The sequence below is a fragment of the Streptomyces sp. NPDC014623 genome (genome assembly GCF_043088245.1).
In the GTDB taxonomy this organism is placed as follows: Bacteria; Actinomycetota; Actinomycetes; order Streptomycetales; family Streptomycetaceae; genus Streptomyces.
On sequence record NZ_JBIBZU010000007.1, the window covers coordinates 264,129 to 281,197 of the forward strand.

The 17,069-nt window shown below is 72.9% G+C and carries 13 protein-coding genes; 4 read left to right on the forward strand and 9 right to left on the reverse strand.

Annotated features, from left to right (window positions below):
* Positions 1–44: 44 nt before the first annotated feature.
* From ACF1FZ_RS14705 to ACF1FZ_RS14715, 3 genes are all read right to left on the reverse strand, one after another.
* Positions 45–1,844: a gamma-glutamyltransferase family protein gene (locus ACF1FZ_RS14705; protein WP_391773749.1), complete on the reverse strand. Its 1,800-nt coding sequence runs from the start codon at positions 1,842–1,844 to the stop codon at positions 45–47.
* Between the two features lie 1,068 nt (positions 1,845–2,912).
* A complete protein-coding gene (locus ACF1FZ_RS14710; RefSeq protein WP_391773750.1) occupies positions 2,913–3,140 on the reverse strand; it encodes a DUF5133 domain-containing protein in 228 nt (75 codons plus the stop codon).
* A gap of 113 nt (positions 3,141–3,253) precedes the next feature.
* The gene (locus tag ACF1FZ_RS14715; protein WP_391773751.1) at positions 3,254–3,670 is read right to left on the reverse strand and encodes a CBS domain-containing protein; all 417 of its coding nucleotides are present in this window, start codon (positions 3,668–3,670) and stop codon (positions 3,254–3,256) included.
* 477 nt (positions 3,671–4,147) lie between these two features.
* Between ACF1FZ_RS14715 and ACF1FZ_RS14720 the strand changes: the two genes are divergently transcribed.
* Positions 4,148–4,273 carry a hypothetical protein gene (locus tag ACF1FZ_RS14720; RefSeq protein WP_391773752.1) on the forward strand — a complete coding sequence of 42 codons (126 nt, stop codon included), beginning with the start codon at positions 4,148–4,150 and terminating at the stop codon, positions 4,271–4,273.
* Between the two features lie 451 nt (positions 4,274–4,724).
* On the opposite strand, the gene ACF1FZ_RS14725 is transcribed toward ACF1FZ_RS14720, so the two are convergent.
* Complete coding sequence (locus ACF1FZ_RS14725; RefSeq protein WP_391773753.1) at positions 4,725–4,991, reverse strand: hypothetical protein; 267 nt, start codon at positions 4,989–4,991, stop codon at positions 4,725–4,727.
* 325 nt (positions 4,992–5,316) lie between these two features.
* Here ACF1FZ_RS14725 and ACF1FZ_RS14730 point away from each other — a divergent pair, with 325 nt between their 5' ends.
* On the forward strand, positions 5,317–6,381 hold the full coding sequence (locus ACF1FZ_RS14730; RefSeq protein WP_391773754.1) for a biotin/lipoate A/B protein ligase family protein: 1,065 nt from the start codon (positions 5,317–5,319) through the stop codon (positions 6,379–6,381).
* Positions 6,382–6,439: 58 nt separating this feature from the next.
* Here the strand turns inward: ACF1FZ_RS14730 and ACF1FZ_RS14735 are convergent, their stop codons facing one another.
* The 4 genes from ACF1FZ_RS14735 to ACF1FZ_RS14750 all read right to left on the reverse strand — a co-directional run bounded on the left by ACF1FZ_RS14735 (position 6,440) and on the right by ACF1FZ_RS14750 (position 13,029).
* Positions 6,440–7,843 (reverse strand): diaminopimelate decarboxylase, encoded by a 1,404-nt coding sequence (locus ACF1FZ_RS14735; RefSeq protein WP_391773755.1) that lies wholly within the window; start codon positions 7,841–7,843, stop codon positions 6,440–6,442.
* Positions 7,844–8,538: 695 nt separating this feature from the next.
* Complete coding sequence (locus ACF1FZ_RS14740; protein ID WP_391773756.1) at positions 8,539–10,761, reverse strand: NADP-dependent isocitrate dehydrogenase; 2,223 nt, start codon at positions 10,759–10,761, stop codon at positions 8,539–8,541.
* Between the two features lie 256 nt (positions 10,762–11,017).
* Complete coding sequence (locus ACF1FZ_RS14745; RefSeq protein WP_391773757.1) at positions 11,018–12,499, reverse strand: amidase; 1,482 nt, start codon at positions 12,497–12,499, stop codon at positions 11,018–11,020.
* Positions 12,500–12,684: 185 nt separating this feature from the next.
* Entirely contained in the window at positions 12,685–13,029 is a 345-nt protein-coding gene (locus ACF1FZ_RS14750; RefSeq protein WP_391773782.1) for a hypothetical protein, read from the reverse strand.
* Positions 13,030–13,252: 223 nt separating this feature from the next.
* Between ACF1FZ_RS14750 and ACF1FZ_RS14755 the strand changes: the two genes are divergently transcribed.
* A complete protein-coding gene (locus ACF1FZ_RS14755) occupies positions 13,253–14,014 on the forward strand; it encodes a hypothetical protein (protein WP_391773758.1) in 762 nt (253 codons plus the stop codon).
* A 464-nt stretch (positions 14,015–14,478) separates the two neighbouring features.
* Here the strand turns inward: ACF1FZ_RS14755 and ACF1FZ_RS14760 are convergent, their stop codons facing one another.
* Entirely contained in the window at positions 14,479–15,480 is a 1,002-nt protein-coding gene (locus ACF1FZ_RS14760) for a TIGR03842 family LLM class F420-dependent oxidoreductase (protein ID WP_391773759.1), read from the reverse strand.
* A 993-nt stretch (positions 15,481–16,473) separates the two neighbouring features.
* On the opposite strand from ACF1FZ_RS14760, the gene ACF1FZ_RS14765 reads away from it, so the two are divergent.
* Positions 16,474–17,001: a hypothetical protein gene (locus ACF1FZ_RS14765; RefSeq protein ID WP_391773760.1), complete on the forward strand. Its 528-nt coding sequence runs from the start codon at positions 16,474–16,476 to the stop codon at positions 16,999–17,001.
* Positions 17,002–17,069: the final 68 nt, after the last annotated feature.

Sequence of the window (17,069 nt, forward strand, 5' to 3'; positions counted from 1 at the left end):
ACTCCAGCTAAGCACGGCCCGCCGGGGGCACCCCGGGCAGGTGGTCAGCGGCCGACCGCGTAGCCCTGCATCCCGCGAGGATTGGCGGCGGCGGACAGGACGCCGGTCTCCGGGTCCCTGGCGACGGCGCACAGCCGGCCCTCGGACCACGGGTCACCGACCGTGACGTCGTGGCCGCGGCGGCGCAGTTCCTCCACCACCTCCGGGTCCATGCCCCCCTCGACGGTGACGCTGCCGGGGCGCATCCCGCGCGGGAAGAAGGAGCCGGGGAAGCTGTCGTTGTGCCAGTTCGGGGCGTCGACGGCGCCCTGGAGGTCGAGGCCGCCGCGGACCTCGGCGCGCAGCGCCACGGCGAGGAAGAAGTGCAGCTGCCACTGGTCCTGCTGGTCGCCGCCGGGGGTGCCGAACGCCATGACGGGGACTCCGTCGCGCAGGGCGAGGGACGGAGTGAGCGTGGTGCGCGGGCGGCGGCCGGGGGTCAGGGTGTTGGGCAGGCCCTCGTCGAGCCAGGCCATCTGCAGCCGGGTGCCGAGCGGGAAGCCGAGTCCGGGCACGACCGGGTTGGACTGGAGCCAGCCGCCGCTGGGCGTGGCGGAGATCATGTTCCCCCAGCGGTCGACGATGTCGAGGTGGCAGGTGTCGCCGCGGGTCGCGCCGTTCTCGGCCACCGTCGGCTCGCCGGCTCCGGCCACGGGGGCGCCCGTGCCGTCGGGTCCGCCGGAGGCGACGGCACGGGCGTGCGCGCTGAGCACCGGGCTGCGGCCCCCGGGGCTGCCGGGCCGCAGTTCCAGTGACGCGGTGTCCTTGACCAGGGTGCGGCGTTCGTCGTTGTACGGCGCGGAGAGCAGCGTGTCGAGCGGTACGCCGGCGGCGTCGCCGTACCAGGCTTCGCGGTCGGCCATCGCGAGCTTGCAGCCCTCGATGAGGAGGTGGACGTAGTCGGCGGAGCCGTATGCCGGGAGCTCGGCCGGGAGGAGGGCGAGTTGCTGGAGGAAGGCGGGCCCCTGGCTCCAGCCGGCCGCCTTGGCCAGCGTCCAGCCGTTCCAGTCGTACGTGGCGGGCGCCTCGTACGTCGCGGACCAGTCCGCCAGGTCGGCGGCGGTGAGGGTGCCGGTGTGGCGGGTTCCGCTGGTGTCCATGGTGGGCACGGCGGCCTGGCGGACCAGTGCCTCGGCGATGAAACCCGTACGCCACACGGCGCGGGCCGCGTCGATCTGCGCGACGCGGTCCTCGCCGCCCTCCGCCTCCGCCTCCGCTATGAGGCGGCGCCAGGTGGCGGCGAGGGCCGGGTTGCGGAACAGCCTGCCGGGTTCGGGCGCCTTTCCGCCGGGGAGGTAGACCTCGGCGGAGGCCGGCCATTCGGTCTCGAAGAGCTCGCGGACGGTCTCGACGGTCCGGCCGACGCGTTCGACGGGGGCGTGGCCGTCATCGGCGTATCCGATCGCGTACCTCAGGACCTCGGCGAGGGTCTTGGTCCCGTGGTCGCGCAGCAGCAGCATCCAGGCGTCGAAGGCACCCGGTACGGCGGCGGCGAGCGGACCGGTGCCGGGGACCAGGTGCAGACCGAGCGAGCGGTAGTGCGCGGCCGAGGCGCCCGCGGGGGCGGGCCCCTGGCCGCACAGCACCTCCACCTCGCCGTCCTTCGGCGCGAGGATCATCGGGACCTCGCCGGCCGGGCCGTTGAGATGCGGTTCGACGACGTGCAGGACGAAGCCGGCGGCGACGGCCGCGTCGTAGGCGTTGCCGCCGCCCTCCAGGACGGCCATCGCGGACTGCGAGGCGAGCCAGTGGGTGGAGGACACCATGCCGAAGGTGCCCTGGAGGGTGGGACGGGTCGTGAACATCGTGCGCCACCTTGCTGGTCGTACGGGCCGGGCGGACCGATCACGGTTCACGAGCGGGTCCGGGAAGAACCTGGAGGGCTCCGCCCTGCGAGGTCGTTCACCTGATCGCCGAGCAGGCTATCGATCACCTGTCGCCCTCTGCGACCCGCCTCCGGCACGAGGTGCGCGCAATGGCCGGGCGTGAGGGCGGGTGGCCCGTTCCGGCCACCTGGCCGATGTCGCCGCTGCTTCCCGCCTCAGGGACGAGGGAGGCATACGTGTGCCGCGGTGAACCGTTCCGGACGATGCTCCGTCATGAAGTTCCCCCGCGGTCCCGGACACGGGGCCCGGCTTCTCCGCCGGCCCACCGCGGAGCGGCGGAGAAGCCGGAACGCTCCACCGGGTTCATGGCGGTGTCCCGGTCGGACTCGGCCAAGCGTCCGTTCCGGCGCACCAGCGGCCGGGGCAGCCGGTGGGGGAACTGCCGGCCTGCCGGCCGGACGTGTCTTTCGGCCCCGGACGGCCGCGGTCGAGCCGGTCCGCCACCCGGCCTCGCACGCCGGCCATGCGTCCGCCTCCGGCGGCGATGTCCGACGCATCGCCGTCGGAGTGCGGGATCGAGAGGCCTGCGCCCAGACCTCCGCCGCCTCCGGCTCGACACCCTCGTCCGGGTACGTGTCCACCCGCGCCGGTCAGGGCTCGTGCCGTCCGTACGCGGCACGACTGCCCCAAGGCCGCCCGACCCGGTCCACGGAAGTACCCACGCCTGTCTCCTGGCCACCATCGAAGATGCCCGGGGCACCGGCCGGTCGCCGGTACCCCGGACCACCGAGGCGTGCGGGTGGCGGCCGGCACGGTGCGCAGCCTCCCCCACGGCGGTGAGGAGGGCCTGGGCCAAGATGCGCCCCGGCAGTGCCGTGGCGGGCTCGCGTGCCGGTGGAGCCGACGTCGGCCGGGCCGGATCCGCGATGTCCCCTGTGCTGCCATGGCAGGGCCTCCGGCAGCATGCCTTCCTCGCACCGCCGCACGGCACCGTGGACGCCGGGGCTCCGGCTCCTCGCGGATCAGTGGCTGCTGAGCGGGGGCCTGTCAGGCGGTGAGGGCGGAGTCGTCCTGGGTGAGCACCCCGGACAGCCGGTGGCGTGCGACGGTGAGGGCGGCGTCGATGTCGCGGGTGCCGGTGGACACGCAGAGCGTGTAGGCGATGTCGTCCATCCGTTGCCGCACCTCGTCACTGCCCTTCTCCGCGTGCAGGATGCGCAGGGTGTCGTACTGCTCGACGAGGTTTCGCAGCACTGCGGGGTGTGCCATCAGCACCGGATGTCTCCTTCTCACCGTCATCTGCTTGAACTGTGCATCCGTCTGCCCCGCATCCCGGCCTGTACACCACTGCCGCACAACGCGGGCCCGGGCGGAGGCGAGCCCGGCCGTCAGTCGGTGGACAGGGCCTGGAGCAGGTCGCCGACCTGCGGGTCGGGCAGTGACCGTGCCACGTCGGCCTGGGCCACCATGCCGACCAGGTCATGGCCGTCGATCACGGGCAGACGGCGGACCTTGTGTTCGGTCATGGTCCGCAGGATCTCCTGGGCGTCGTCGTCGGCGCCGATGGTGACGGCTTCGCCCTGGGCGAGGTCGCCGGCCGCACACGTCGCGGGATCCTTGCCCGCACCGAGAACCTTCACGACGATGTCGCGGTCGGTGAGCATGCCCTTGAGCTTGTTGTCGGTGCCGCAGATCGGCAGCGCTCCGACACCGAGGTCCTTCATCTTGCGGGCGGCGTCCAGCACCGTCTCCTCCGCCCCGACGCACTCGGTTCCGCCGGTCATGATCTCTCGCGCCTTCGTCATGGCGCATCTCCTTCATCGGGTATCAGCCGGGTCGTCACGCCGCTCCGTACGTGCGACGACCTGTGGACGTGAAACATATTCCCGAATGCGACAAGTGGTAACAAAGACGGCTCATCATTCCGAATGCCCCGCGCTCATGGCCTTCGTCGACGCGGTTCGCAGGGGCTGATCGGCGTCGGCGGGCCTCCCGCCGACGCCGTGTACCGGTCTGCGGCCGGAGGGCCGCCCGGAACCGAGACGCCGGGCAGAGGACTTCGCCTTGCCCGGGGGTGACTGCGGGGAAGACGCTGTCAAGCGTCCAGGCGCCCCTCACGGGCCCCGGTCACCAGGCCGCGTCAGGAGGGGCCGGACCACCCAGGAACCGGCTCGCGGCCCTGACAGCCGTGCTCGAAGCGCACTTCGACCGGTGAGTCGCTCGCCCGTACCGGCCGGCGCCGGAACGGCTCCTGGACCCGGCGCCATGGACACGGCGTTCCTGTGACCGGTCTGGAACCCGTCGCCGACGACGGCGCGACCGGGACGGTCGTCCACTTCCGCCCGACCGGGCACCTGTGTGAGGCGAGCGGTTCTCCGGACGCGCTCGCGCCCGTGGCCCTGCCATGACCACGGCTCGCCGTCGGAGTCGGGCATGAGGCGGATCGGCGGCATGCGACGGCTGCCACGTCGCGCCCGCCCGGGTGACCCGCCCCGCCCGGCCCGGGTCCGTCGGCCGAAGCGTACGCGGAGCGGGACCGGCGGGCGGATGACCGCGAGGCTCCGGCCGCGGTCATCCGCCCGCTCCGTCCCGGGGCCGGCGGCGCCGGCCTGCAGAGCGAGGGCGCGCCCTCGACCTCCCCAGGTTTCGGACGCGCCCTTTCGCCCCTGCGCGCAGGGGCGACCGTCACGACTCCTGCCCCCGATCCACCCCGGTACACCGGTCTGCCCGCGTACGCTCCCACCCGGTCCCGCCGCTCCCCGCCCCAGGGCTGACACCTCGGCCTCACGGGCTCGAAGTCCGTGAAAACCCCGGCGCAGGGCCCGCAGCACGGAATCCGGCGGCGCCGGCGCATGTGCGTCAGGCCAGGAGAGCGCCGAGGAGCATCCCGCCGACCAGGCCGACAGCGCTGACCACGAGAGCGGGGACGGCGAGCCGCTCGTGCCGGACGGTCTTGGCGATGACAGCCAGGATCACGCCGATCACACCGAAGACGATCGGGAGGAAGAGCAGCGAGATCACGCCCAGCACCATCGCGATGATGCTCAGCACGTTGCCGGTCGCCGTGCCCTGCGGTGCGCCGTGGGGCTGCTGCCCGGTCGGTCGGTCGCCATACTGTGTCGACATCTGCCTCTCCTTCGAGCGATCGCCCTGAGCCCGGTCCCGGATGGACCGGCGCACCTTACGAGTGCCCCCAAATCCCTTGGCAACACAGCGGCTTGTCGCCCGGCCCCCCGCGAGGGAGATCCTCTGCGGACCGGTTCCCGGCCGGTGAGGACCTTGGCCTCGAAGGAACGGACCCGCCGGGCGGAGACGTCGAGGCGGCACCGGAGCCGCGTGGCCACTCGTCAGGAGCGAGCACTAGGGTGCGATGTGAGGTACGTGCGTGTCTATCCGGATATCTGAGCACCGGGCTCGGGATCCACGCCGCGTACCGGAAGGGGACAGAACCGTGCATGGCGAGTACAAGGTGCCCGGCGGCAAGCTCGTCGTCGTGGATCTGGACGTCGAGGGAGGCGTGCTGCGCGACGTGCGCGTCGCCGGGGACTTCTTCCTGGAGCCCGACGAGGCGATCCTGTCGGTCGACAGGGCTCTGGAAGGCGCCCCTTCCTCCACGGACGCCGCAGGCCTTGCTGCCCGGATCACGGCGGCACTGCCCGAGTCGACCGTCATGCTCGGGCTCACCGCGGAGGGCATCGGCATCGCTGTCCGGCGGGCCCTGGCCCACGCCGCCGAGTGGAGCGACTTCGACTGGCAGCTGGTGCACATGGGACCCCAGGCCCCGGCCCTGCACATGGCTCTGGACGAGGTCCTCACCGCCGAGGTGGCCGCCGGGCGACGGGCGCCCACGTTGCGGGTCTGGGAATGGGCTTCGCCCGCTGTGGTCATCGGCAGCTTCCAGTCGCTTCGGAACGAGGTGGACCCCGTAGGGGCGGCGGCGCACGGAATGACCGTGGTACGCCGTATCTCCGGTGGCGGAGCCATGTTCGTGGAGCCCATGAGCACGATCACCTACTCCCTGTCCGTGCCGGAATCGCTCGTGTCGGGCCTCTCGTTCGCCGACAGTTACGCATATCTCGACGACTGGGTCCTGGGCGCGCTCGGTGACATGGGAATCAAGGCCTGGTACCAGCCCCTCAACGACATCGCCACCGACGCCGGCAAGATCGCGGGCGCCGCCCAGAAACGTGTCGTCGGTCCTGACGGCGGCCCTGGGGCCGTCCTGCACCACGTGACCATGTCGTACGACATCGACGCCGGGAAAATGCTCGAGGTCCTGCGCATCGGCAAGGAGAAGATGTCCGACAAGGGCACCAGGAGCGCCAGGAAGCGCGTCGACCCGCTCCGCCGCCAGACCGGCCTCGCCCGTGAGCAGGTGATCGAGAACATGATCGCCTCCTTCCGTGGGCGCTACGGGCTGACCACCGGCGAAGTCACCGCGGAGGAGCTGGCCCGGGCGGAGGAGCTGGTGCGGACGAAGTTCGCCACCGAGGAGTGGACCGCGCGGGTGCCGTAGGCGCCGCCCCTGCCGCACAGCCGGTCCCCGGCGGGCCTGACCGCGGAGCGCCCGGTTCTCAGTCCCCGGGCGGGCGGGCGAGGGAGACCAGCGCGTCGACGTGGGCGAGGCCGCTCTCCGCAGCGATCTCATCGAGAGTCTGGGCGGCCCGGACCGTCGTCAGCCGCACGCTGCCGGACCGTCCGGTCGTGAAACCGTGCACGGCGGGTCTCGGCAGGCTGTTGTACGCCCAGGGCGTCGAGAAGTAGTAAGCGCCGGTGTCGTACAGGACGACGAGGTCGCCCTCCTCCAGCTCCGGGAGTTCCCGGCCGTGGGCGACGACGTCGCCGGCGAAGCAGCAGGGGCCCGCGATGTCCTGGCACAGCGGGGCGCCGGTCCGGGGATCGCCCCCGGCGTCGAAGGCGCCGATCCGCAGCGGCCACGCGTCGGGCATCAGGACGGTACGCGTGGCCGTCTGTGCTCCCGCGTGGGTGACGGCGATGCGCCGGCCGCCGGCCTCCTTGACGTACTCCACGCGGGCACCGATGAACCCGTTCTTCGCGAGCAGTGAGCGGCCGAACTCCGTGACCAGCGCGTAGCGGCCGTCGAAGAGGCCCGGGACGGCCGCGCCGAGCATCCGGGTGTGCGCGGCGAAGGTCGGGCGCGTCTCGTCGCCGTCGAAGTTGACCGGGAGTCCGCCACCGATGTCGAGGCTCGTGATCTGCCGGGTGCCCAGGGTCCGGTTGATCTCCTCGGCCAGCCGGTACGTCTCCGCGACGCCCTCCGCGATGAGGGCCGGCGGGCATCCCTGGGAGCCGACGTGCGCGTGGAGGCGGGTCAGCCACGGGCGGTCGGCGAAAGCCCTCACCACACGGTCGCGCGCACCGGGATCGCGGAGCGCCACGCCGAACTTCGAGGTCGCGGTGGCGGTGCTCATCGCCCCGATGGAGCCGCCGCCGACCTGCGGGTTGACGCGCAGGCCGACGACCGACGTGCTCCCCGCCGGGCGGAGTGCGTCGATGCGGCGCAGTTCGCCGAGGTTGTCGGCGTTGACCGCGACGCCCAGGGCGAGGGCCTCACTGATCTCCTGCCGGGTCTTGGCGGGCGAGTCGAGGACGATCCGCGAGGGCGCGACACCGGCGTCGAGCGCGATGCGCAGCTCTCCCGGACTCGCCACCTCGCAGCCCATGCCGAGCCCGGCGAGCAACCGCAGCACGGGTGTCAGGGAGGCCGCCTTGACGGCGAAGGTGTGGAGGACTTCCGGGGCGTGGGCGAAGGCGGCGTGCAGGCTCGTGACCGAGGCCCGGATGCCGTCCGTGTCGAGGAACCCGGCGACCGGCTGATCCTCCCCGACGAGCCCGGTGGCGACGGCCCGGCGCAGTACGGCGGAGACGCGCTGGGCGGAAGTGAGGGGAGCGGTACCGGAGCTGTCGGACGCCGGAAGGGCGGCCGGTTCCGGAGAGGTGCCGTCGGCAGATGTCACGGGAGGACCTTTCGGTGGGACCGTGCCACGTGTGCGGAAGCGGCGTGGCGGGACGGTGACAGGATGGCCGCCGCATTCCCCGCCTGTCTTCACCGCCGGGGACGAAGCAACGCCGGCAGGCCGGATCCCGGCCGCGGTCTCCCACATGATCCCGGTCAGGTGCGCCGTCGGGGCGCGGACCTGGCGCGTGTCGTGGTCGTCGGGGTCGGTGCCGAAGCGTTCACGTGCCCGGCCCGGCCGGTATCGGAGGGTGCCCGGGTGCGCGGCCTCGCGCCTGGCGGCCCGGAGGAGGTCCCCCGCGGTCCCGGGGCAGGGCGCGGGGGAGCGCATCCGGCCCGCCGCCCGCCGCGAGGCCCGTGCGGATCGGTTCGTGGGGGCCGGCGGCCCTGACGGGGCCGCGAGTCCCCGGTGGCGGAGTCCGCCATGCTGCCGCTGGCGCGGACCCGGTCGCGGACCGCAGCGGTGCGGGATGCCCGCCCCGGCCCACCTGGTCCGCCCGTTCCGCGCGGGCGAGCAGCGCGGTTCCGCGTTCCCCGGCCGCGGCCAGGACTTCCGCCGGCACGGGCGCCCCCTCCGGGCCGTCCCTGGTGTCGTGCGCCGAGGACGCGGGCGAGGCCGGAGGGCCGCACGCACGACCGCCCCGGCGGGCGGACGGCCTGCCGGGGCGGTCGTGCGTGCGGTGTGCGGCCCGGGGATCAGCCCAGGGTCGCGATGGCCTTGTTGAAGGTGGCCGACGGACGCATCACGGCCTCCGCCTTCGCCGGGTCGGGCTGGTAGTAGCCACCGATGTCGGCCGGCTTGCCCTGGACGGCGATCAGCTCGTCGACGATGGTCTGCTCCTGCTCGGACAGCGTCCTGGCGAGCGGCCCGAACGCCTCGGCGAGCGCGGCGTCGTCGGTCTGCCGCGCCAGCTCCTGGGCCCAGTACAGCGCCAGGTAGAAGTGGCTGCCACGGTTGTCGATGCCACCGAGCTTGCGGCTCGGGGACTTGTCCTCGTTGAGGAAGGTGCCCGTCGCCCGGTCCAGGGTGTCGGCGAGCACCTTGGCGCGCGCGTTGCCCGTGGTGGTGGCCAGGTGCTCGAAGCTGACCGCGAGGGCGAGGAACTCACCCAGGCTGTCCCAGCGCAGGTAGTCCTCCTTGACCAGCTGCTGGACGTGCTTGGGCGCGGAGCCGCCGGCGCCCGTCTCGAACAGTCCGCCGCCGTTCATGAGCGGGACGACCGAGAGCATCTTCGCGCTGGTGCCCAGCTCGAGGATGGGGAACAGGTCGGTGAGGTAGTCACGGAGCACGTTGCCGGTCACCGAGATGGTGTCCTCGCCACGGCGGATGCGCTCCAGGGAGAAGGCCGTGGCCTCCTCCGGCGTCCGGATGGAGATGTCCAGGCCGTCGGTGTCGTGGTCGGCCAGGTAGGTGTTGACCTTGGCGATGAGGTTGGCGTCGTGCGCGCGGCCCTCGTCGAGCCAGAACACGGCCGGGTTGCCGGTCGCGCGGGCGCGGGTGACGGCGAGCTTGACCCAGTCCTGGATCGGGAGGTCCTTGGTCTGGCACATCCGGAAGATGTCACCGGCGCCGACGGCCTGCTCCAGCACGACGTCGCCGTTGCCGTCGAGGACCCGCACCGTGCCGGTGGCGGGCACCTCGAAGGTCTTGTCGTGGCTGCCGTACTCCTCGGCCTTCTGCGCCATCAGGCCGACGTTGGGCACCGAGCCCATCGTCGACGGGTCGAAGGCGCCGTTGGCGCGGCAGTCGTCGATGACGACCTGGTAGACGCCCGCGTAGCTGCTGTCGGGCAGGACCGCGAGGGTGTCGGCCTCGTTGCCGTCCGGACCCCACATGTGGCCGGACGTACGGATCATGGCCGGCATGGACGCGTCGACGATGACATCGCTCGGCACGTGCAGGTTGGTGATGCCCTTGTCGGAGTCGACCATCGCCAGGGCGGGCCCCTCGGCGAGCTCGGCCTCGAAGGACGCCTTGATCTCGGCGCCGACGTCCGGCAGGGAGTCGAGGCCCTTGAGGATGCCGCCGAGGCCGTCGTTCGGGGTCAGTCCGGCCGCCGCGAGCGCGTCGCCGTACTTGGCGAAGGTGTTCGGGAAGAAGGCGCGGACCACGTGGCCGAAGATGATCGGGTCGGAGACCTTCATCATCGTGGCCTTCAGGTGTACGGAGAACAGCACGCCCTCGGCCTTGGCGCGCGCGACCTGGGCGGTGAAGAACTCGCGCAGTGCGGCGACGCGCATGACGGCCGCGTCCACGACCTCACCCGCGAGGACGGGGACGGACTCGCGCAGCACGGTGGTGCTGCCGTCGTCGCCCGCGAGCTCGATGCGCAGCGAGCCGGCCTCGGAGATGACGACCGACTTCTCCGTCGAGCGGAAGTCGTCGACGCCCATGGTGGCGACGTTCGTCTTCGAGTCGGCGGTCCAGGCGCCCATGCGGTGCGGGTGCGCCTTGGCGTAGTTCTTGACCGACGCGGGGGCGCGGCGGTCGGAGTTGCCCTCACGCAGGACGGGGTTCACCGCGCTGCCCTTGACCTTGTCGTACCGCGCGCGGACGTCCCTGTCCTCGTCGGTCTGCGGGTCGTCCGGGTAGTCCGGAAGCGCGTAGCCCTGCGCCTGGAGCTCTGCGATCGCGGCCTTCAGCTGCGGGATCGAGGCCGAGATGTTGGGCAGCTTGATGATGTTCGCGCCGGGAGTCCTGGCCAGCTCGCCGAGCTCGGCGAGCGCGTCATCGATACGCTGTTCGGCCTCGAGACGCTCCGGGAAACCGGCGATGATGCGCCCCGCCAGGGAGATGTCGCGGCGCTCCACCGTGACGCCTGCGGTCGAGGCGTACGCCTCGATGACGGGCAGGAACGAGTACGTCGCCAGGGCAGGGGCCTCGTCGGTGTGCGTATAGATGATGGTCGAGTCAGTCACCGGGTGCTCCGCTCCACGTCTGCAACATTGCTTGACATCAAGATATCTCGTGACCGGTCCCCTCTCCACAGTGGCCCGCGCCCCTTCCGGCGGAACCGGCCACTCAGGTCCGGCGGGGCGGGGAGTACCGGGGTCCTGCGCGCTTCGGCCGGCCCGGACTCGTACGCGAGGACGGCCGGCCGGGCCCGGCCACGGGCGGCGGTCTCCTCGCCGGCCGGGCCCCCGGGGCGCCCTGCCGCGAGCCGGGTGCGGGGCGTCAGCGCCCGTCGGCCGGCGGCACCCCCGGGACCGGCGGCCGGTGCTCGTACCAGCGCCGGTCGGCCTCCAGCTGTGCGGCGAGCGAGATGAGCCGGGCCTCGCTGCGGGAGGGGCCGAGGAGCTGGGCGCCGAGAGGCAGACCGTCGTGGGTGAAGCCCGCCGGGACGTTGACACCGGGCCAGCCGAGGACGTTCCAGGGCCAGGCGTAGGGGCAGGCCGAGGTCATCGCGAGTTCGGTGCGCCAGGCGCTGAGGTGGTCGAACGCCCCCACCCGTGGCGGCGGGGCGGCCGTGGTCGGGGTGAGCAGCACGTCGTATCCGTCGCGGGCCGTGTCGAAGAAGGCGCCGATCCTGGCGTGCTGGCGCACCTCCCGGGCGCGGGCGGCCCGCACGATCCGGCCGCCCAGACGGGTCCCGGTGCGCAGGGCACTGCGGGTCCGCGGGTCCAGGAGCCCGGGCTCGGGATGCAGCGCGGCGAGCTCGGCGATACCGGCGGTGGCCCGGGGGACGAAGGAGAGGCCGATCAGTCCGTAGCGGGGGCGCGCCTCCTCCACGTGGTGACCGAGCCGGGCGAGGGTTTCGGCGAGAGCGGTGACGGCGCGCAGGATCTCCGGGTGGGGCGCGTTGCGGGTGAGGGTGAACGGAGCCCCCAGGGAGAGGCCGATGCGCAGCCTGCCCGGGTCGCGGCGGGCCGCGGCGGACGCGTCGACGGCGGGCGGGCGGTGCGGGTCACGGGGGTGCGGTCCGGCCGCGGCGTCCAGGAGGAGGGCGGCGTCCGCGACGGTACGGGCGAGGGGGCCGTTGACCGTGAGGCCCTGGAAGGCGTCGCCGCGGGGGTGGACGGAGATCCGGCCGCGCTGCGGTTTGATGCCGACGAGATGGGTCCAGGCGGCGGGGATACGGATGGAGCCCGCCCCGTCCGAGCCCAGGGCAGCCGGGACGAGCCCGGCGGCGACGGCCGCCGCGGAGCCGCCGGACGACCCGCCGGGCGTGTGTGCGGTGCTCCAGGGGTTGCGGGTGATGCCGAAGGCCGGGCCTTCGGTGAAGGCCCACTGCCCCAGCTCGCAGGAGTTGGTCTTCCCGACGACGACGGCCCCGGCGGCCCGGAGCCTGCGGACGGCCTCGCTGTCGTCGGTGGCGGGCGGCAGCGCGCCGTCGCAGCCGAAGTAGGTGGGCATGCCGGCGACATCGGTGTCGTCCTTGACGGCCACCGGCACCCCGAGCAGCGGAAGCCGCTCCCCCGCTTCGAGCCGCCGGTCGGCCTCGGCCGCCTCGGCGAGCGCGGCTTCCCTGCGCAGCTGCCGGAAGGCGTTGAGGGTGTGGCGGCTCGCCTCGATGCGCGCGAACGCCGCACCGACCAGCGCGGACGAGGTCGTCCGGCCATCGGCGAGCTCCCGGGCGCAGTCGGCGAGCCCGGGCTGTACGGGCGGATCCACCGGTCCGGCCGGCCCGGTCCGCTCCGTGGGGTCTGCTGAGGACATCGCCACCGCCTCTTCGCGTCCGCCGGAGCACCGGCCCCGGGGCCCGCCCGGAGTCCGCCCGAGCATGCCTACTGGAGAGTAATCAGGCGTGGAGACCCGCTCAAGGGCACCGCGCAAGGATCGGAACCCGTCTCCCACCGCCCGGCGAAGGACCCTGCGGGAGCCGGGCGTCCGGCCACGGGGAACTACGGCCGTACGTGGATCTCGCCGATCCCCGAACCGAGGCCGGCGCAGTGGGCGGTCGACTGCCCGGAGGCACCCGGTCGCAGGGTGACGCGCTCACCGTCCACGTCGGGAGACCAGCCGCAGACCAGGTGCACCCAGAAGGTCTGCGTGGTCGAGCCGTTGTTCCTGCAGAGCGCGTAACCGGTGTAGTCGTCGATCGCGTGCTTGCCGGTGTCGCACGACAGTCCGGGCGGGACGGCGGCCACGGGCGTGACGGCCACCGCCGCGGTAGCCGGTACCGCCAGCGCGGCGATCAGGCCGACGACTGCGGCACCCCGTGCCGGCGTGCGGACGGCGGCCCTCATGAACAGCTTCTCCATGTCTCCCCTTGGCTCCGGTGATCCCGGTCGGATTCCGGCGATCTCCAGGGCAGCTCCTCCCCCACTCTCCGTAGCCGAAAACAGCGCCGAACATCACCCTCCGTACACCCGCCCCACCGGGCGTGCAACCGTACGCGGGCGTACGCTCGCCAGTAGGGGTGAACCCGGTCGAAAAGGTCCTGAGCAGGGATGTTTCCGAGGAGGCGCCGTGACAGGACAGCGCATCGCCAGGCGTGCTGCCGCCTGCGCGGCTGTGGCCGTACTCGCCGCCACCGGCGGTACGGCGGCGCAGGCGGGCGACGACATCGACTCGCTGCCCGCCGAGCAGATCGCCGAGCGCTCACGGAAAGCCCTGCTGGACGTCCGGTCCGTGCATCTGCGCGCGCGGGGCGACCTCGGGGAGAACCGCTCCCCGATGACGTCGGACCTCAGTCTGGACCGCAGCGGCAACTGTGCGGGTGATGTCGACCTCGGCGAGGACAGGGGTTCGGTCGAGATCGTCAAACGGGGCGACGACGTCTGGCTGAAGCCCGACACCGACTTCTGGGAGAACCAGGTTCCGATCGGCGGGCAGGCATTCGAGGACGTCCTTGCCGGGCGCTACATGAAGGGCTCCGCCTCGGACCCCAGGCTGCGGCCCGTCGTGGAGGCCTGCGATCTGGACACCTTCCGCGAACTGGTCGCCGACGACGCCGGCACGGCCGCCGGGGCGTTCACCAAGGGCGAGGTGACCAGGGTCGACGGCGTGAGGACCGTCCCGGTCACCCGGGCCCTCCACGGCCAGGAGCTGACGACGTACGTGAAGACAGGGGGCGAGCACCACCCGGTGCGGATCACCGTGCGGGGCGACGGGGCGGACGCGGCCGTGGACTTCTCCGGCTTCGACGAGCCGGTGCCCGCGGCCACACCGTCCGCGGACGAGACGGTCGACGTCAGCACGGTTCTCGGCCGGAAACCGGCGCAGTCCTGAACCCCGGCTCAGCACCGGGTACAGCACGAGCGGGGGTGAGGATCGCGTCCGAGCGCGACGGAGAGACGTACGGGAAGCACACTTCGGCCACTCAGGTGCCGCCTCCGCAGGTCCTTTCGGCCCCGGCGCGGAGGCCGGGGTCCCGGCTGCGGTCCGTGGTGGCCCCTGGGGTGGAGCAGGGGCATGCCCGCGTACGGGAGGAGGACGCCGTTCCACCCCGAGGCCGGACGGCTGACACTGCGGTCGTGGACCGGGCCGGACGCCGCCGGTGCCGCCGCCCCTCCGCACGTCCCGGTCCCACCCACGCGAGCCGCCCGTGGGCCGGCCTCCGCGTCCCGGCGGCGAGTCCGACGGGCGGGGGGCGGGACGGCAGCGGTCGCGGTGGCGCGCCCCTTCTCCTGGGGGAGGGCGCCCTGCGGGCTCGGAGGCCCGGCGTCCGGGCGGTCGCCGCGGATGCGTGTGGGTCAGGCGGCCAGTGCGGGAATGACCGTGGAGCCGTAGGCGTCGATGGTCGCCTCCCGCGCGTCGTGCATGTTGTAGACGGCGAACTGGTCGACGCCCAGTTCGCGCAGGACCCGGAGCTTCTCGATGTGGGCCTCGGCCGGCCCCAGCAGACAGAAGCGGTCCACGATCTCGTCGGGGACGAAGGCGGTGTCCGGGTTCCCGGTGCGGCCGTGATGGCTGTAGTCGTAGCCGGAGCGTCCGGCGATGTACGCCGTGAGGGCCTCGGGCACGAGGCCGGAGTGCTCCCCGTACCGGGACACGAGGTCGGCCACGTGGTTGCCGACCATGCCGCCGAACCAGCGGCACTGTTCGCGGGCGTGATCCAGGTCCTCACCCACGTAGGCGGGCGCGGCGACGCAGACGGTGACGGAATCCGGGTCGCGCCCGGCTGCGGAGGCCGCGTCGCGTACCGCCTTGACCATCCACTCCGTGAGGTAGGGATCGGCCAGTTGGAGGATGAAGCCGTCGGCCTTCTCCCCGGCCAGTGCGAGGGCCTTGGGGCCGTACGCGCCCATCCAGACGGGCAGTCTGCCGTCCTTCACCCACGGGATGCGCACCGGCCGGCCGCCGATGGTGGCCTCCCGGCCCTCCGCGAGGTCCCGGATCACCTCGATGGCCTCACCCAGCCTGGCCAGCGTGTCGGGCTCGCGGCCCGCCACCCTCATCGCGGAATCTCCCCGCCCGATGCCGCAGACGGTGCGGTTGCCGTACATCTCGTTGAGCGTGGCGAAGGTGGAGGCGGTGACCTCCCAGGTCCGGGTCCCCGGGTTCGTGACCATCGGGCCGACGACCATACGCTCGGTGTGCTCGAGGATCCGGCTGTGGATGACGAACGGCTCCTGCCACAGCACCGCCGAGTCGAAGGTCCATCCGTAGCGGAACCCGTTCCGTTCCGCGCGGCGCATGAGTCCGACGACGGCCGAGGCGGGCGGGTCGGTCTGGAGGACGAGTCCGAAATCCATGACGGATGCTCCTACTCGAAGTACTGGCACATGGCGTGCGGGTACGGATGCCGTGGCCGGACCGGCGGATGAGCCGCCCGCTCGCGTACGCCGGACGGTCGGCGCGCGGGCGGAAGGGCTGCGGGCGGTGCTCTCGGCGAGGTGCTCCGGGCAGAGCTTTCCACATCGGGCAGCGCCCGGCCTGCTGCCACGGCTGATCGGAACGCGAGTCGCGGGGGGACAATCCTGGACTGCTTCCCGGGCTTTGGGAAGGGGGAGTCTACGCGCGAAGCCTCCGTGTGCGCGGAGCGTGGACGGCGGGCCCCGGCGCCCGCGCCTGACGGACGACGAGGACCGGCGCCCGGGGGTCCCCGGAGCCCCGCGCTCCCCTCCGCCGGGCCGGGGGGGGTGTTCCGCGCGACTTCTGTACCACCGAGGGCCACCGCTCCCCGCGGCGGCACACCGCCGAACACTTCGTGACGGCCGCCCCGGGGCCTGTCCGATTCCCGGGTGACGGGACGCCCTTCGGCGTACGGGCAGGGGCCTCCGGCCGGGGAGGCGGAGCCGGATGTCCACCACGGCGCCGGTCCCTCCGGCGGGCGCCGCGCCGGAACCGAGCGCGTCGGCGAGACAGCGGCAGGCTCCGCCCCGGCCCCACGGAGTCGAGGGCGCCCCGGTTCCGCTCGCCTCACCCGCCCAGGGCGGTCCCACAGCTGTCCGCCCGGTACGCCGGGACCCCGAAGGCCGCAAGCCGTCCCGGGCCCGCGACGCCGGTACGAGCCACCCGGAATCCGCCATTGGCCCCACAGGGCGCGCCTCCCGGCGAGGCGTGCACGGCCACTCTCCGTGCCCACACCCCATCATGGCGTTGTCGTGCGGGAACAGCCCTCCACGCCCTCATGTGAAGGCGACTGCACACGACCTTCACCTTACGACCACTTTCGGCCGCACCGTGCGCGTGGTGATTCTCAGGGTGCAGACGGTACGTCGGGGCCGTGCCTAACCTCCCGGGCCATGAGATTCACTCGCACGAGACGCCTCGGTCTCGCCACGATCATCGCTCTCGCCCTCGCCCTCTTCGGCCTGACGCCCTCCGCGAGCGCCGCCGCGCCGGCCCCCGCCGAGCTCTCGTTCAGCACCGACGCCGCCACCACCACACCCGGCGGCACAGTGAACCTGTCGATGACGCTCAAGAACAACCAGACGTACGACATCTGGTTCATCTACCAGACCATCGACCCGACCTGGCTGACCACCCAGCGCCCCGACCTCAAGTACAGCTTCACCGGCTGCAGTCTGGCGACGGACACCGGGGCCGTCCCGTGTTCCGGCACCGGACCGGCCGACCTCGGGGGCAACTACGGCACCACCATCGCGCCCGGCCAGAGCCGCACCGTCACCCTGACCCTGCAGGTCGCCGCCGACTCCGGCTGCAACGGCAACATCGGCTTCTACTCCTACTTCTACGCCGAGTTCAGCGACAGCACCAGCCTCAGCGGCGGTCCGGTCCACACACCGGAGACCCGCGTGCTGTGCGCGTGACCGCGCCCCTGTGCGCCCCGGACGGCGCACGCCCCCGCTGAGCGGGGATCTCATGGACGAAGACGGCG

Coding starts and splice junctions, on each gene's coding strand:
- ACF1FZ_RS14715 (WP_391773751.1), bottom strand. CDS start 3,670: ATGACGAAGGCGCGAGAGATCATGACCGGCGGAACCGAGTGCGTCGGG.
- ACF1FZ_RS14745 (WP_391773757.1), bottom strand. CDS start 12,499: ATGTCCTCAGCAGACCCCACGGAGCGGACCGGGCCGGCCGGACCGGTG.
- ACF1FZ_RS14725 (WP_391773753.1), bottom strand. CDS start 4,991: ATGTCGACACAGTATGGCGACCGACCGACCGGGCAGCAGCCCCACGGC.
- ACF1FZ_RS14765 (WP_391773760.1), top strand. CDS start 16,474: ATGAGATTCACTCGCACGAGACGCCTCGGTCTCGCCACGATCATCGCT.
- ACF1FZ_RS14705 (WP_391773749.1), bottom strand. CDS start 1,844: ATGTTCACGACCCGTCCCACCCTCCAGGGCACCTTCGGCATGGTGTCC.
- ACF1FZ_RS14750 (WP_391773782.1), bottom strand. CDS start 13,029: ATGAGGGCCGCCGTCCGCACGCCGGCACGGGGTGCCGCAGTCGTCGGC.
- ACF1FZ_RS14760 (WP_391773759.1), bottom strand. CDS start 15,480: ATGGATTTCGGACTCGTCCTCCAGACCGACCCGCCCGCCTCGGCCGTC.